The sequence below is a fragment of the Parabacteroides sp. AD58 genome, from assembly GCF_023744375.2.
Classification (GTDB): Bacteria; Bacteroidota; Bacteroidia; order Bacteroidales; family Tannerellaceae; genus Parabacteroides; species Parabacteroides absconsus.
In genome coordinates this window covers 2,323,050-2,339,784 of record NZ_CP146284.1, presented here as the reverse complement: position 1 = coordinate 2,339,784, position 16,735 = coordinate 2,323,050, and the positions used below count along the sequence as shown (strand labels likewise).

Genomic DNA, 16,735 nt, shown 5'->3' with positions numbered 1-16,735 from the left:
ATGAAGACTTCGATTATTTATTGGGTAAGTGCATTCCTTTTAACTGTGTTGGGAGCCTGTTCTTCCCGTCCGTCTTTGGTTGTAAAGGAATTGCAATGTGAGAAGCTGGTTAATCCATTGGCAATTGATCAGACGAAACCGTATTTGAGCTGGCAGCTTGAAACAAACGAAAATGCTGTTCATCAGTCGGCTTATCAGATTTTGGCAGCAACTGATGAAGATTTACTGACAGAGGAGAAGGCTGATTTGTGGAATTCCGGTAAAGTTGAAAGCCCGGAATCAGCCTGGGTTTTATATCAAGGTGATGAGTTATCATCAAAGAGTTTTGTCTATTGGAAAGTGCGTGTTTGGGATGGCGATGGTAAGGCTTCGGACTGGAGTGAGACAGCTTGCTTTGGCATTGGATTATTGAATCCATCAGACTGGAAAGCAGCTTATATTGGTAGTGATACGCTTTCAGGGAAACCGCAGTCGCCTTTGCTCTGGAAACATTTTCAGTGGGATCAAAAGGGGACAAAGGCTTTCTTGCATGTTAATTCATTAGGCTATCACGAAGTTTATCTGAATGGGAAGAAGGTTGGAGACGCTGTTTTGGCCCCGGCTGTTTCTCAATTTGATAAACGGTCTTTGATCGTTACGTATGATGTAACTGATTTATTAGAGAAAGGAGAGAATGATTTAGTTCTTTGGTTAGGGAAAGGCTGGTATCAGGATGGACTTCCGGGCGTAGTGGAAGGTGGTCCGTTTGTCCGGGCTCAGTTGGAAGAGTTCGAGGATGGTGTATGGAAAACAAGCTTGGTAACTGATTCGACTTGGCAAACGCGTGAGAGTGGTTATGTCTCGACGGGTACATGGCGGCCTTGGCAGTTCGGTGGAGAAGAGATACATGCTGATTGTGTATTACCTGACTTAGGAGCGGAGACGTTGAATGCTGCCAGTTGGAATACTGCTGTGTTGGCAGCTATTCCTGAGCATCAGGTTTCTCCTCAGATGGCTGAACTGAATGGCATACGAGAACATTTACATCCGCTCACCTGTAAAGCATCCGGTGATTCAGCCTGGATTTATGATTTGGGGACAAATCTGACAGGCTGGACGAAAATACAGTTTCCTCCATTAGAGAAAGGACAGAAGATACGGATCAGTTATTGTGACTTCCTGGATGATAAAGGAGAATTCCGGGATCATTTGTACGAAGATTATTATATCGCTTCTGGCGCTGATTCGGCTGAAGTCTTTTCCAATAAATTCAATTATCATGCCTATCGTTATCTGAAACTGACGAATGTGAAAGAAGCGCCGGCTTTGTCGGCAATTACGGCTTCATTAGTACATACCAATTATAGTGGGGAATCATTCTTCGCTTGTTCGGATAAGGATTTGAATGCTATTCATGATATGATTCACTATACGTTGCGCTGCCTGACATTGGGTGGATATATGGTAGATTGTCCGCAAATTGAACGATTGGGTTATGGAGGTGATGGTAATGCTTCAACTCCTACGGTGCAGACCATGTTTAACCTCAGTCCTTTGTATATGAACTGGATGCAGGCATGGGCTGATTGTATGCGTGAAGACGGAAGTATGCCTCATACAGCTCCGAATCCGTATGCCGCAGGCGGTGGTCCGTTCTGGTGTGGTTTTATTATTACGGCTTCTTGGCAGACCTATCTGAATTATGGAGATCGGAGATTATTAGACCGTTATTATCCGTATATGCAGCAATGGTTGGAATATGTGGCTCACTATACTGTTGATGGTTTGTTGAAGAAGTGGCCGGATACTTCCTATCGAAACTGGTATTTGGGTGATTGGGCAACGCCGATTGGTATTGATCAGACAAATCCGTTGTCTGTTGATTTAGTGGATAACTGTTATATTGCGGTTTGTTACCAGGCCATGAGTAAAATTGCTTCTTTGCTGAATAAAGCGGATGATAGTCGTGGTTATAAAGCAAAGTATGATGCGCTGACGAAACGGATACAGGAGACTTTCTATGATGCAAAAGGAAACACTTATGCCAGCGGGACACAAATTGATTTGGTGTATCCGATGTTGGCTGGAGTCACACCGGACAACCTGAAGGAGACAGTCCTGAAGACTTTGTATGAAGTGACGGCGAACCGTTTCCAAGGACATTTGGCAACAGGTTTGGTCGGCATTCCGGTATTAACCGAATGGGCCGTTAAGAATGGTCAGGCTGAATGGATGTATCAGATGCTGAAGAAACGGGATTATCCGGGCTATTTGTATATGTTGGATAACGGGGCAACTACTACTTGGGAGCATTGGAATGGAGAACGCAGCCACATTCATAATTGTTACAATGGAATTGGAGCGTGGTTCTATCAGGCATTAGCCGGAATAATGCCGGATGAAAGCCAGCCAGGCTACAAGCATATTTGGATTAAACCTCAGGTGGTGAATGATATTTCGTGGGTTCAGGCATCCAAAGATACGCCTTATGGCTTGTTGAAGGTCAGATGGGAAAAGGAAGATGCTTCTTTTGTCCTGGACGTTCAGATACCGGTTGGTTCTTCCGCTTCCGTTTCTCTGCCATTTCCGGTTGAAAATGTTCGTGTAAATGGTCAGCCATCGGAGAGCAAAGAGACTTTGGACTTAGAGTCGGGTAGTTATCGGATAGAATGTTCCCTTTAGTTGAGGGAGAAACGTAGGCTTGCGTCGGGTATTAGCGTAGCGTTGCGCTAACACTCGACGCAATGTTGTGTTAAGACCCGACGCAACCTTACGTTGACACCCGACGCAGTATTGCGTTCCTGTTTCACGAGGAATAGCGTCTTCTGCTTGCACCTGATTGGGCAAGAGAAAGGCCGGCTCTGAAAGTAATGAGTTCATTTGTGGGTGAATCCTATGGAAAAGTCGTCAGAACTGAATAAATATTCGTACATTTGTCGGAAACCAATAAAATCAAATGTGTTTATGGCTAAGTATAAACGGATTCTTTTGAAGTTGAGCGGTGAATCGCTCATGGGTAGCAAACAATATGGTATTGATGAAGTACGCTTAAACGAATATGCTGAACAGATCAAGGAAATAGCTGAAATGGGTGTTCAGATTGGTATCGTTATAGGTGGAGGAAATATTTTCCGTGGTTTAAGTGGCGCATCCAAAGGATTCGACCGGGTGAAAGGTGATCAGATGGGTATGCTGGCTACGGTTATCAATAGTTTGGCCTTGAGCTCAGCGTTGACGGCTTTAGGCGTGAAGGCAAAGGTGCTGACTGCTATCCGTATGGAACCGATCGGTGAATTCTACAACAAGTGGCGGGCTATCGAACTGTTGGAACAGGGCTATGTAGTCATCATGTCGGGCGGAACCGGTAATCCATTCTTTACGACTGATACAGGTTCTTCGCTGCGCGGTATAGAGGTTGAAGCAGATGTGATGTTGAAGGGAACACGTGTAGATGGTATTTATACGGCAGATCCCGAGAAAGATCCGACTGCTGTGAAGTTTTCTGATATTACCTATGATGAAATCTATACACGTGGCTTGAAAGTGATGGATCTGACCGCAACGACCATGTGTAAAGAAAATAACTTGCCGATTATTGTCTTTAATATGGACAAGAACGGAAATCTGAAGAAAGTGATGGATGGCGAAGACATCGGTACGTATGTGCATAATTAACGATACTTTTTCAGACTGATTTCTTATGAGAAGGAAGAAGACAAGTTCATCATTGATCCTGATCCCGGTCATGCTTTCTTTCTTTGTGATGGGGTTTGTGGATTTGGTGGGAGTCGCAGCCAATCATATGCAAGCAGACTTTGCCTTGTCGGACACAATGGCCAATTTGTGTCCGGCAATGGTCTTTTTGTGGTTCTTGCTGTTTTCCATACCTGCCGGAATCTTGATGAATTACATTGGCAGACGCAAGACGGTATTATTGAGTCTGTTTATAACAACCGTGTCCTTGCTGATACCTTTGTTGCATTATGAATTTGTCATGATGCTGATTTCTTTCTCCCTGTTAGGTATAGGAAATGTCTTGTTGCAGGTTTCGTTGAATCCGCTGGTATCGAATGTTGTATCCGAGCGGCATTTGGCAAGTTCTCTTTCTTTTGGACAGTTCATCAAGGGCATAGCTTCTTTCTTGGCCCCGTTTATTGCCAGTTGGGCGGCACTCACGATGGATGAGTGGCGTGAATTATATCCCATCTTTTTATTAATCACATTGGTTTCTATCATTGGCTTGGGCTTTACCTCTATTGAAGAGTTGGATGATTATTCCGAGAGTGACTCCTTGAAAAGTTATGGCAGATTACTTGGAAATCCATTGATCCGCTTGATTTGGATAGGCATTATATGTCATGTCGGAATAGATGTGGGAATTAACCTGACGGCTCCTAAGATTTTTGTAGAGCGGCTGGGCTTTTCGGTTGCCGATGCCAGTATGGCCGGCAGTGTGTATTTCCTTTCCCGGACGATTGGCTGCTTGATTGGGGCAGTGGTGTTGCAATACATAGCGTCCGAACGCTTTTTCCGCTGGAGTGTCTTCGGTCTGTTGCTGGCTCTGATAGGCTTGTCTTTTGCTTCTACGCTTGAGCAGTTGTATGCTGTGTTGTTGATTTTAGGAATCGGCAATGCCAATATCTTTTCTATTTTAATTTCGAAAGCGTTAAATACTTTTCCTGATAACAAAAATGAAGTGTCGGGTCTGATGATTACGGGCTTGTGTGGCGGCGCTTTGTTTGTTGTGCCTATGGGCATCGTGTCTGACTGGATTGAATCGCAGGCCGGCGCCTTGATCATTCTCGGACTGGGAGCCGTATATTTGACCTATTTATCTGTCTACTTCAGAAAGCATCCGCATTCATTGGATGACTGATGTTCGCGACCTGGCATGTTCGCGGTTGGGAAAAGTGGTTGAGTTGCATTTACTTTGTCAATAAAGCAGGTCTCAAAAATAGAGTCACCGCTTGCAAAGTTTAAATTCTTTTCATTACCTTTGTTTATAATTAAAAATTCGTAAGGAAACAGGTTTTCAGCTACCAGAAAAATCTGGATATTTACGGAGAGTGATGCAAGCAATAAAAATAATCTTGATTATAAAAACGAATAAATTTGGTACAGATATGGTTGATACAAAGAAGTTTGTGAAAGAAGCAGAAGAAAAGATGGAATCTGCTATCCTTTATTTGGATGAACAGTTGGCACGTATTCGTGCAGGTAAAGCCAATCCGAAAATTCTGGATGGAATACGAGTTCCTTATTATGGCAGCATGGCTCCGTTGAGCAATGTGGCTTCCATCAATACCCCAGATGCAAAGACGATCGTAATTACTCCGTGGGAAAAGAACCTGATCAAGGAAATTGAAAAGGCGATCTTGAACTCTGAAGTAGGTATTACACCTGAGAACAATGGTGAAATCATCCGTTTGGGAATTCCTCCGTTGACTGAAGAGCGCCGCCGTCAATTGGCTAAGCAATCTAAGCAGGAGGCAGAAACGGCGAAGATCAGTGTTCGTAACGCCCGTCGTGATGCTATCGAAGCGTTGAAGAAGAGTATTAAGTCAGACGGTGTTCCGGAAGATGTAGAAAAAGATGCTGAAGCAGAAGTTCAGAAGGTTCATGATAAATTTATCAAGAAGGTGGATGAACTGTATGCTGCCAAAGAAAAAGAAATAATGACGGTTTAATGAAAGGTCTGGTAATTAAAAATACGGGTAGTTGGTATACCGTTTTTACGGAAGACGGAAGATGCGTTGAAAGCAAGATCAAAGGTAATTTCCGTTTGAAAGGTATTCGGACGACCAATCCGGTGGCTGTTGGCGACCGGGTTGAAATAGAAGAAAACCGCGAAGGAACGGCTTTTATCTGTCAGATTGAGGAACGGAAGAATTATATCATTCGCCGGGCGTCAAATTTGTCTAAGCAGGCGCATATTATTGCCGCTAATGTAGATCAGGCGATGCTGATTGTGACAGTCAATTACCCGATTACCACAACTGTTTTTATTGACCGTTTTCTGGCAACGGCCGAAGCTTATCGGGTTCCTGTTAAGCTGGTCTTCAATAAGATTGACCGGTATAAGGCGGAAGATAAGGAATATATGCAGGGCTTAATTCATTTGTATACGTCTATCGGTTATCCGTGTACGACATTGTGCGCCAAGACCGAAGAAGGATTGGATGGCTTAAGAGCTGATTTGAAAGATAAGATAACAGTCTTATCGGGGCATTCGGGTGTGGGAAAATCGACGATTATCAATAAACTGATTCCGGGTGTGAGTCTGCGTACCGGTGATATTTCTGAGTATCATAACAAAGGAATGCATACAACGACTTTTTCGGAGATGGTGGCTTTGCCCGAAGGCGGCTATCTGATCGATACGCCGGGTATCAAGGGCTTTGGAACGATTGATATGGAAGACGCGGAGATTTCTCATTATTTCCCTGAAATATTCAAAGTTTCTGCCGGGTGCAAGTTTGGAAACTGCACGCATCGGCATGAACCGGGCTGTGCCGTGTTGCGGGCTGTAGAGGAACATTATATCAGCGAATCCCGCTACAAGAGTTATTTAAGTATATTGGAAGATAAAGAAGAGAGTAAATATAGGGAAGAATATTGAATTGTGTTCTTTCTTTCGCTTATAAAACTCCCGAGTTTCGTTTTCAAAAGCCGTGGGCTTTCAAATCGGAATTCGGGAGTTTTAGAAATAACCCTGTTCAATTAATTAGGATCTTTAATAAACAATGAAAATGAAACATTTTACTTTATTGCGTATTTGTTTGTGCATCGGATTGTCTTTTCTCATGGGGTGGCCGGTTCATGCACAGGATGTGATTCATAAAGCTCCGGCGCCGTTGTACCGGGATCCGGTAACCGATGGCGCGGCTGATCCGGTAGTTGTCTGGAATAAGGAAGCCAAAAGCTGGTGGATGTTATATACACAGCGCCGTGCAAACCTGGATGCGCCGGACGTGGCCTATTGCTATGGTACGAAAATCGGTGTGGCTGAATCGACAGACCACGGACAAACCTGGGTGTACAGGGGAGCATTAGACTTGGAATTCGAAGACGGTCATAATACATTCTGGGCTCCTGAAGTGGTTTATCGGGATGGCGAATACCACATGTTTGTGGCTTACATTCGTGGGGTTCGTAGTCATTGGGGCGGCGATAAACAGATTGTGCATTACACCAGTCGTAATTTATGGAACTGGAAGTGTGAAGGCCCGTTGAAGCTTTCGTCTAATTCCGTGATCGATGCTACGGTTTATCAGAAGCCGGATGGCCGTTGGCGTATGTGGTATAAAGATGAGGCGGCTGGTTCTCATACCTTGATGGCAGAAAGCAAGAGCCTGCATGACTGGTCGGCCTCGAAGGTTGTCATTGACGGAGATGCACACGAAGGTCCGAATGTCTTTCGGTTCCGCGGATATTTCTGGATGCTGACCGATGAATGGAAAGGACTTCGTATCTACCGTTCCAAGGACTTGGATAAATGGGAAAAACAAGGGCTGATTTTAGGGGAAGCCAGTTCGCGGCCGGAAGATAGACCCAGCGGTGCTCATGCCGATGTCGTTGTAACGAACCATCGGGCTTATATCTTCTATTTCACACATCCGGGACGCAAAAGTCACAACGAAGCTCCGTTGGGCGAAAACGGGGTTGTTCCCTACGACTTGCGCCGTTCGTCTATCCAAGTAGCCCAATTAGTTTTCAAAGACGGCACACTGACCTGCGATCATGATGCCGATTTTGAATTCTATTTGCCGGACGAAACAGAATAAATTATTGATAAACAAGTGAAAGTCATGATTTATCCCTTCCAAAACACAGAAGGAAATAAAGCATGACTTTTTTGTTTTTACTGTTTTACCCCTATCTTTTCTTCATTTATTCTTGATAAACTAATTAATTTACCAATGTGAATTAATCAATTCATAATAGTGATTTAATTAATTTATATAGGTGAATTATTTAATTCACATTTGTGACTTAAATAATTTATAAGATACTTCCTAAGAATTCTATACTATTTAATGAAGAGTTTGGGGGATTATTCGGATTGAAAATTGTAGCAGAAAATAAATTTCTATTGTATATGAAGTATATTGTTTGGCGAAAAGCCATGTAACATATATCTTATATTACATTGTGGGGCTTTAATGTAATAGAAAATTATTTATTTTTGTCGGACTTTTAGATTTGAACACAAATAAAGTAGGCGATTGATGAGAAAAGAAGATGAAGACATAATTTTAGAATTATTGAAAGGTAGTGATCAGAAAGCTTTCAAGCGCCTGTTTTATTACTATGCTGAGCCTCTAAGATCTTTTATAAGTTATTTTATACATGATCCAGAGTCTTCTGAAGAATTGGTGTTAGATATTTTTATGTCTTTGTGGGAGAACAGATTCTCTTTAAAAATTCACACAAGTTTAAAAGCTTATTTGTTTCAATCTGCCCGGAATAAGGTTATCTCGTATTTTCGGACTAAGAAAGAACAATGTTATTTGTTGGAAATGCCGGATTTTGATCTTGGACAAGAGAATGAGACTTCTTTTTTAGAAATAAAAGAATTATCAGTTTTGATAGAAGAAGCCGTCTCATTATTACCTGACCGGTGTAGGCAAATATTTCTAAAAAGTAGGATTGAATTGTTAAGTAATAAAGAGCTGGCCGAACAAATGCATATTTCTGAAAAAACAGTGGAAAATCAGATAACTATTGCATTAAAGAAAATCAGGAAATTTCTGAATGAAAAATATTCATAAGAGAAATAAGATGCTTAGGGGGTAATTTTACAAATGGCGTCTATTAATTATAGATATATAAAAAGAAAGATAGATATGCAACGGAATAGTCTTATATATTGGGGCTTGGTGTTTATTGGAATAGGATTATTTTTGCAATGTCAGTATTCATACTTTTTTTTCTATCAAGAGCAATTGCAGTTGTTTCAGTTGACCAGGCAATATGTATGGGATACGGTGCTGGTTCCAGGAGGGTTAGTGGATTATCTGGCCGGTTTTTTTCGGCAGTTTTATATTGTCCCGTTTTTTGGCGCTCTATTTACTTCTTTGCTTTTAGTGTCAATTGGATATATAGGGAAAAAAGTTTTATGTGAATTGTCTGGAAAGAATCTTTTGTGGGTAGATTCCCTTGCTTTAATCCCGATTATTGGCTTAGTCTTTTTACATACCAATTTATATTACCATCTGTCAGGTTCCATTGCTTGTCTGATGTGTTTTAGTGGCTGGTTGATCTATTTGAAGAATATCCATCGATCTAACCGATGGCTGTTGGGGATCTTTCTTTTATCTTTAGTGTATTTATTGGCTGGTCCGGTTTATTCTTTATTTATAGCAGGACTGGTTGTCTGTGAGTGGAAATTACATAGAACGCATGTGATAGGAACTATTGCTTCTTTTCTGATTGCTGGTGGTGTATGGATCATTCTTCCTTTGGGAATGAATTGGGCTGTAGATGGTCGGCAAATAATTAAACCTGATTTCTATTGTGAGTTTTTACCGGAAGCACAGAAGGTGTACTACGTTTGGGGCAGCTGCCTTCTTTCAATATTATTGGGATGTTGGTTGTCAGAAAAGAGAATACCTCAATTGTGGAGTATGATGTTTTCATTGTTTCTGCTGCTGGGAGGCTTGTACGGTGTTTATCACACGCAGGACAGAATGCAATTATATAGTTATGAACGCGATTGGTATTTAAGAAATCAACAGTGGAATAAGATAATTGCAACATTTAATGAGGAAAGAGCGTCTGATCTGACTATGAATGTATTGAATTTGGCTTTGGCATGTCAAGGCGAGCTTGGAAATAAAATGTTTTCATTTCCACAGAATGGAAGTAAATCTTTGTTGTCAGAATGGGACAATTCATTGATGTCGGCAATGATTTATTCTGATATTTGTTATCAAGTAGGAGATATAGCGTCCTCACAAAAATTTGCATTTGAGGGATATGTTACGAGCACGAAGGGAAATGTCCGTTTGATGCAAAGGCTGATTGAAACCAATATTATAGAGGGTAATTATCGGGTGGCAGAAAAGTATATAGCTTTACTGGAGAATACTTTTTTTTATAAAAGCTGGGCTGAAAAACAGAGACAATTTTTAGGGGATTCGTTAATTGCTGCCAATGAAGAATATGTAGCAAAAAGATTGTCATTACGAGGGCACGGTTCGTATGCAGTGTCTTCCAATTTTATGTATACCTTGAAGTTGTTGGTTACGAATAATCCTCAGAATAGAATGGCGTTTGAATATTGGGTTGGTTTTATTTTGCTAAATAAGGATTTATCTGCATTTAAGAAGTTGTATGATGCGTATTATCATACAGATATATGGCCCGAGTTATCGTTAAATGAACAACAGGCTGTAATCGCATTAGAACAAGATACCCCTGGAAATTGGGCTAAAATGGGAGTGAGTTTGGCGACTGAGCAGGCGTATGGTTCTTTTTCTCAAGATTTGGCTGACAAACGTGGGTATATAAACTTTGTTGAAGAGATGAAGAGAGCGCATGGTAAAACTTATTGGTTTTATTTGTTATTTAAGAAGTAAGGAGGTGAGAAATGAAATACATTTTCTTAGTGTTTTTCTCGGTAGTAATAATCTCTTCTTGTAAGAATGATTATACAGTAGATCAGCATTTGAAAGAAGAAGTTGTGATCGTTCCTGATTATAAAAATATTACTGTCCCTTATAATATTGCTCCATTAAATTTCTCAGTGAAAGGAGAAAAACTGTCATTTGTTAAATATGAGGTGGATGATCATTCTTTAGTGGTTAAAGCTTCGAATAATCAGACTTCTGTTCCTATAAAAGAATGGCATGACTTTTTGCAGCAGGCAAAAGGTAAGTCTGTAAACGTAACAGTTGTTGTGGACCGAAAAGGCAATCAGGTGGCTTTTGCCCCTTTTTCAATTGAAGTATCAACGGATATGATAGATGAATATATCGCTTATCGTTTAATTGAGCCGGGATATGAGATCTGGAATCAGATGGGTATTTATCAACGGAATCTGACGAATTTTGATCAAAGTGTTATTATAGAAAATACTTCGACTGGGAATAATTGCATGAATTGTCATTCGTTCTGTAATTGGAATCCCCGGCATTATATGTTCCATATGCGTTCTACGTATGGGGGAACTGTTATTGTTGATGAAGATCATATTGATTTTATTGATACAAAAGTCAAAGAGACCATATCTCCTCTGGTCTATCCTTATTGGCATCCTTCCGGAAATTATATAGCTTTTTCAACAAATAAAACCTCTCAGGGTTTTCATCCGACACAAAGAGTTGAGGTTTTTGATAAGGCCTCGGATGTCATTGTGTATAATGTAAAAGAACACTTGATTATATCTTCTCCACGGATAGCCCAGGATGGTGCTTATGAAACATTTCCGGCTTTTTCTCCAGATGGAAAGTTTTTGTATTTTTGTTCTGCAAAAGCTAAAAGTGTCCCAGATTCTATTCAGAATTTAAAATATAATCTGTGTCGTATTCCTTTTGACGAAGGTTCAGGTCATATTGGCAAGACTATTGATACTTTATTTTTTGCGGATAAGGAAAATAAGAGTTTTTCTTTTCCACGGATTTCTCCAGACGGCCGCTATTTGCTGGGAACGGTTTCTGCATATGGAACTTTCCCCATTTGGCATAAGGATGCCGATTTATATGTTATAGATTTACATTCAGGAGAAGGTCGATATGCAGAGAATGTAAATAGTTTTGATACTGAAAGCTATCATTCGTGGTCTTCGTCGGGACGTTGGGTCATTTTTAGTAGCAGACGTATGGATGGATTGTATACCCGGCCTTATATAGCCCATTTTTCTGCTGATGGAAGATTTGGAAAACCATTCTTGCTCCCGCAAAAAGATGTCTGTTATTATCAGACGTTATTAAAGTCATATAATATTCCGGAGTTTATTACAGGCAAGGTGGATAATAATTCGTTGTCAATATACCGACGTGTTCAGCAGAAAGAAAATAAATCAAGATTTCAAATTGTAGATTAATAGCGCATTATATATGAATAATGAAAAAAATTCGGATAGAGATATTCCTTGGAGACTTTTGTTGAGAGACTTTAAAGGGAATTTAAGTGAGGAGGAGAAAATAAAATTATCTATGTGGATGAACAGTTCTACCTCTTCGAAAGAAATGTATGCTGCATTAAAAAAACTATGGATTGTATTATTGGGGAATCAGCTTGAAAATAAGAAAGAACAGGATATTGACTCTTTATGGAATAAGATGGAGCAACGTCTGCATCAGCAGAAGACACGTTCCGTTTGGTTTGTATGGAGGCGCTTTGCTTGGGTAGCTGTTGCGGTTTTATTTGTGGCAGGGCTTTATTATTATTTAAATAGGTATAAGGCAAATGAAAGAGAATTTGTACCAACGGTTTATACCGCTCTTACAGGAAAATCAAAGATACTTCTGCCTGACAGTTCAATTATATAGATAAAAAAAGGTTCAACTATTACTTGTTTTATAGAAAATAATGCAGTAAACCGGAAAGTACATTTGGAAGGAGAGGCCTTCTTTGATGTTTATAAGGATGCTAAGAGACCATTTATTGTAGAAACTAAAGATATAGAAGTGCGGGTTTTTGGTACTGCTTTTACGGTAAAAGAAGACTTGACTGGAGAAACAAAAGTTTCATTGTTGAGAGGTTCTGTTGCTGTAGAAAAAGATCATTTATTAAAGAAAATTAAGCCGGGAGAAATGGCTGTTTATTCACCTCGAAGAAAAAATATTGAAACTAAAAAAATAGATGCCTGTTTTGAGTCAGTTTGGGCAAAAGATACATTAAGTATAGAGAAAAAAACTTTAGTGGAAGTCATGAAATATTTAGAAAAGTGGTATGATATAAGAATAATTGTTGGGCAAAATATATCAGAAGATCATGCTTTTACTTTTACCTTGACAGACGAGCCTATAGAAGAGGTAATGCGCTTAATTTCCCGTATTTCTCCTGTGCAGTATCATTTTAATGAGGACAGTATTTTGGTAATCAATGAATGATAGAATACAAGACTTATTTAGTTAAAAATAGAATTTATATGGGGGATAAATAGATTTTGTGCGACTCTATTTTTGTATTAGCGATAAATGTTATGAAAAGAAACATTTGATTAGAATAATATTTGGAACTAATATTAAAATTTTGTTTAATCTTTAAATTTATGGCCTATGGGAAAAGTTTAATAACATGAAAAACATAGTTTGATATGTGGTATAGTGGTAATTATTTATTAATCTTAATGTGAAAGTTATGAAAAAGCATTTGCTTGGTTTTGTCAAGGGGAAAATATGGAGAATCCCTTTGTCATTAAGTTTAGTTTTATTAGCTCCAAATGTACAAAGTTCTGAGATACAGATGGAAACAATGAATACGATATCTGTTCAGTTTTCGAATGTGTCTTTGAGCGAGGCAATGAACAAAATAGAGAAGGCCAGTGGTTATTCATTTTTTTATGATGCAAATAAGGTGGACTTATCTGTTCGTGTTAGTTTGAATGCATCGAATGAATCATTGCGAGAAGTTTTAAATACAATTTTTGATTCGACGGGATTGACTTATGAAATCTCTCAGAACCAAATTTTATTGTATCCTCGGAATAGTAGGAATAATTCAAACTCGATTGCCGATAATTTCGAAACTCAACAATCGAAGAAAGTTATTAAAGGAAAAATCCTGGATGCATCTGGTCAACCGATAATTGGGGCCAATATTGTTGAAAAAGGTACAACAAATGGAACGATCTCAGATATGGATGGCCTTTTTACATTAGATGTATCAGACCAGGCTGTTTTAGAGGTCTCTTATATAGGATTTGTAAGTCAGTCTGTTAGAGTGACTGGAAACGGGGATTTGACAATTACCTTAAGAGAAGATTCGGAAACTTTGGATGAAGTTGTAGTAACAGGTTTCGGTTTAGCCCAGAAAAAGGCAACTTTGACAGGTGCTATTTCATCTGTTGGTGCAAAAGATTTGGTAAAGGTAACGGCTGCAAATGCTTCTACAGCGCTAGCTGGAAAGATTGCAGGTGTTAACTTTCGGCAGACGGATGGTCGTCCGGGAGCAACAACCAAAGTGCAGATTCGTAATATGGGTACTCCGTTGTATGTGATAGATGGAGTTGTAAAAGATGAAGGTCAGTTTAATAATATCGACTTCCATGATATAGAATCTATCTCTATTTTGAAAGATGCTTCTGCTTCTATTTATGGTGTGCGTGCAGCCAATGGTGTTGTTGTTGTAACGACGAAGAAAGGTTCACGAAATACAAAAAATACAGTAGGTATTAATATGTATTATGGTTGGCAGAATCCATCTAAATTTGCTAAACCTGCAGATGTCTCGACTTATTTAAGTCATTATATAGCTTCTGAAACAGTTCAAAATGTAGCTTCACGTACTTATTCGCAAGAAGATTATGCAAAATGGATGCAAGGAACTGAAAAAGGATATGTGCCATTCGATTGGTATGACTACATATGGAATACTTCTCCACAATATTATGCTAGTGCTAATGTTTCTGGTGGTTCCGATAAGATTAATTATTATTTCTCTTTAGGGCACATGAATCAAGATGCCATGATCGTTAATTATGGTGGTTTCCATCGTACAAATGTTCAAATGAATATTGAATCGCAAATTAATGATAAATTAAAGATAGGTGCATCTATGAATGGACGTATCGAAACGACTGTCAATCCAGGAGTTCCAGAAGAGGATGATTATTGGATGCCTGTATTTGGTACTTATCGTAATTTGCCTACAAAACGACCATTTGCAAATGATAATCCTGATTATCCGACGCAGACCTCTACAAACCCTGCAACTAATTTTGGTTGGTTGAATTATGAGAAGTCAGGTAAATATCAGAAGGACTGGAGAGTTATTCAGCTAAACTTAAATGCTGAATATAAGATATTTGATGGTTTAACAGCGAAGGCTTTGTTTGGTTATTATTATGCGAATCAGATTGTGAATAATCAGGAATATACCTATAAACTTTATGGGTATGATGAGGCAACTGATACATATCCTGTAATATTTGAAAATAATAATCCTTGGCGTGAGAGAACGATGGGACATAACGAAGAGTTAACTGCAAATATTCAGTTGAATTATGTTAAATCGTTTGGTGAACATAATGTGAATGCTGTTGTAGGTTTTGAATCTTCTAAGTTAAATACTCCTAATGTATGGGTACACAGTGTGCCTACTGCTAATTCATTGCATCTGATAGATTACGAGACGATGGATACTTATAATGATGAAGGTAACGAAACAGAGGCAAGAATGGGTTGGTTGGGTCGCTTTAATTACGATTTTGCCAATAAGTATTTATTAGAGTTTTCAGCGCGCTATGATGGCTCTTGGAAATTCCCGCCAGAACATCGTTGGGGCTTCTTCCCCTCGGCATCTGTAGGATGGCGTATCTCTGAAGAATCTTTTTGGAAAGAATGGAAAGTGTCTGATATCTTTAATGATTTGAAGATTCGTGCTTCTTATGGTTTAGTTGGTGATGATGATTTGGGTAGTGCTTATGCTGCATTTGACTATTTGTCTGGATACACATATAAGAATGGTGGTTCGGTAATAGATGGTGAGTATGTGATAGGCTCAAAGCCAAGAGGACTGCCTGTAACTACTTTGTCTTGGATTAAAGCTAAGATTTTGGATATTGGTTTAGACGTTTCATTTTTGGATAATCGTTTAAGTGGATCTTTTGACTATTTCCGTCGTTTACGTACCGGTTTGCCAGCTTCACGTTATGATTTATTGTTACCTTCAGAAGTCGGATTTACATTACCACAAGAAAACTTAGAATCTGATGTTCATACAGGTGTTGATATGAGCTTGCGTTGGAATGATTCTGTGGATGATTTCTATTATTCTATAGGAGGTAATATGACTTTATCCCGTAAATATGTATGGGATCGATATAAACAGCGTTATAGTAACTCTTGGGATGAATATCGAAATGGTACGGTTCATCGTTATGATCAAATCTTTTGGGGCTATGAATCAGATGGGCAATTTACAAGTTGGGAAGAAATTGCTTCTTGGCCGATTGATAATGATGACCATGGTAATACGACGTTACGTCCAGGAGATATAAAGTATGTGGACCAAAATGGAGATGGTGTAATCAATGACATGGATAAACGTCCGATTGGATATAATACGAGTGGTGATTTTAACCCAATTTTGAGTTATGGTATTAACTTTAGTGCCTCGTGGAAGGGCTTTGATATTGCATTGGACTTTACAGGTTCTGCGTTATCATCTTATGCACCAAATTATGAAAATAAATTGCCGTTCCATGATGGTGGTAATATGCCACAATATATGTTGGAGGATACTTGGACTTTGGCTGATATTTGGGATGCAAATAGTGAATTAATCTCTGGAAAATATCCAATGCCATTAATTGGTAATAGTTCTCATAGTAATTATTGGGATAGTGATTTCTGGATTCAGAGAGTTCGCTACATTAAACTGAAGAATTTTGAGATCGGTTATACTTTACCGCAGTTATGGTTAGAAAAGGCATGGATGCAAGATTGTCGTATTTATCTGTCTGCACAGAACCTGTTTACAATTTCAAATATTCCTGGTACAGATCCGGAGGTTATTAAGGATTCAGGTTTGGTGACGCCTACTACGCGTACTATTAATATAGGTTTAAATGTTAAATTCTAAGGAT

Annotated in this window: 12 protein-coding genes; all 12 read left to right on the top strand. The window is 39.3% G+C overall.

Going from position 1 to position 16,735, the window contains the following annotated elements; translation table 11 throughout:
- Positions 1-2,661: a family 78 glycoside hydrolase catalytic domain gene (locus tag NEE14_RS10170; protein WP_251967591.1), complete on the top strand. Its 2,661-nt coding sequence runs from the start codon at positions 1-3 to the stop codon at positions 2,659-2,661.
- Between the two features lie 282 nt (positions 2,662-2,943).
- On the top strand, positions 2,944-3,654 hold the full coding sequence (gene pyrH / locus NEE14_RS10165; protein WP_251967590.1) for a UMP kinase: 711 nt from the start codon (positions 2,944-2,946) through the stop codon (positions 3,652-3,654).
- A gap of 25 nt (positions 3,655-3,679) precedes the next feature.
- A complete protein-coding gene (locus NEE14_RS10160) occupies positions 3,680-4,855 on the top strand; it encodes an MFS transporter (RefSeq protein WP_251967589.1) in 1,176 nt (391 codons plus the stop codon).
- Between the two features lie 247 nt (positions 4,856-5,102).
- The gene (gene frr / locus NEE14_RS10155; RefSeq protein ID WP_251967588.1) at positions 5,103-5,666 is read left to right on the top strand and encodes a ribosome recycling factor; all 564 of its coding nucleotides are present in this window, start codon (positions 5,103-5,105) and stop codon (positions 5,664-5,666) included.
- Positions 5,666-6,598, top strand: a complete 933-nt coding sequence (gene rsgA / locus NEE14_RS10150) for a ribosome small subunit-dependent GTPase A (protein ID WP_251967587.1) — start codon at positions 5,666-5,668, stop codon at positions 6,596-6,598. The genes frr and rsgA overlap by 1 nt, the downstream gene beginning before the upstream one ends.
- Before the next feature lie 130 nt (positions 6,599-6,728).
- Entirely contained in the window at positions 6,729-7,763 is a 1,035-nt protein-coding gene (locus NEE14_RS10145; protein ID WP_251967586.1) for a family 43 glycosylhydrolase, read from the top strand.
- 444 nt (positions 7,764-8,207) lie between these two features.
- Positions 8,208-8,750: an RNA polymerase sigma-70 factor gene (locus NEE14_RS10140; RefSeq protein WP_251967585.1), complete on the top strand. Its 543-nt coding sequence runs from the start codon at positions 8,208-8,210 to the stop codon at positions 8,748-8,750.
- A 75-nt stretch (positions 8,751-8,825) separates the two neighbouring features.
- Positions 8,826-10,559, top strand: a complete 1,734-nt coding sequence (locus NEE14_RS10135) for a DUF6057 family protein (RefSeq protein WP_251967584.1) — start codon at positions 8,826-8,828, stop codon at positions 10,557-10,559.
- 11 nt (positions 10,560-10,570) lie between these two features.
- Positions 10,571-12,025, top strand: coding sequence for a TolB family protein (locus NEE14_RS10130; protein WP_338578719.1), 1,455 nt, complete (start codon positions 10,571-10,573; stop codon positions 12,023-12,025).
- A 13-nt stretch (positions 12,026-12,038) separates the two neighbouring features.
- The gene (locus NEE14_RS10125; protein WP_251967582.1) at positions 12,039-12,473 is read left to right on the top strand and encodes a hypothetical protein; all 435 of its coding nucleotides are present in this window, start codon (positions 12,039-12,041) and stop codon (positions 12,471-12,473) included.
- Positions 12,474-13,037 carry a FecR domain-containing protein gene (locus NEE14_RS10120; protein WP_317259014.1) on the top strand — a complete coding sequence of 188 codons (564 nt, stop codon included), beginning with the start codon at positions 12,474-12,476 and terminating at the stop codon, positions 13,035-13,037.
- 250 nt (positions 13,038-13,287) lie between these two features.
- Positions 13,288-16,731, top strand: a complete 3,444-nt coding sequence (locus NEE14_RS10115) for a TonB-dependent receptor (protein ID WP_251967580.1) — start codon at positions 13,288-13,290, stop codon at positions 16,729-16,731.
- The last annotated feature ends 4 nt before the right edge of the window (positions 16,732-16,735 follow it).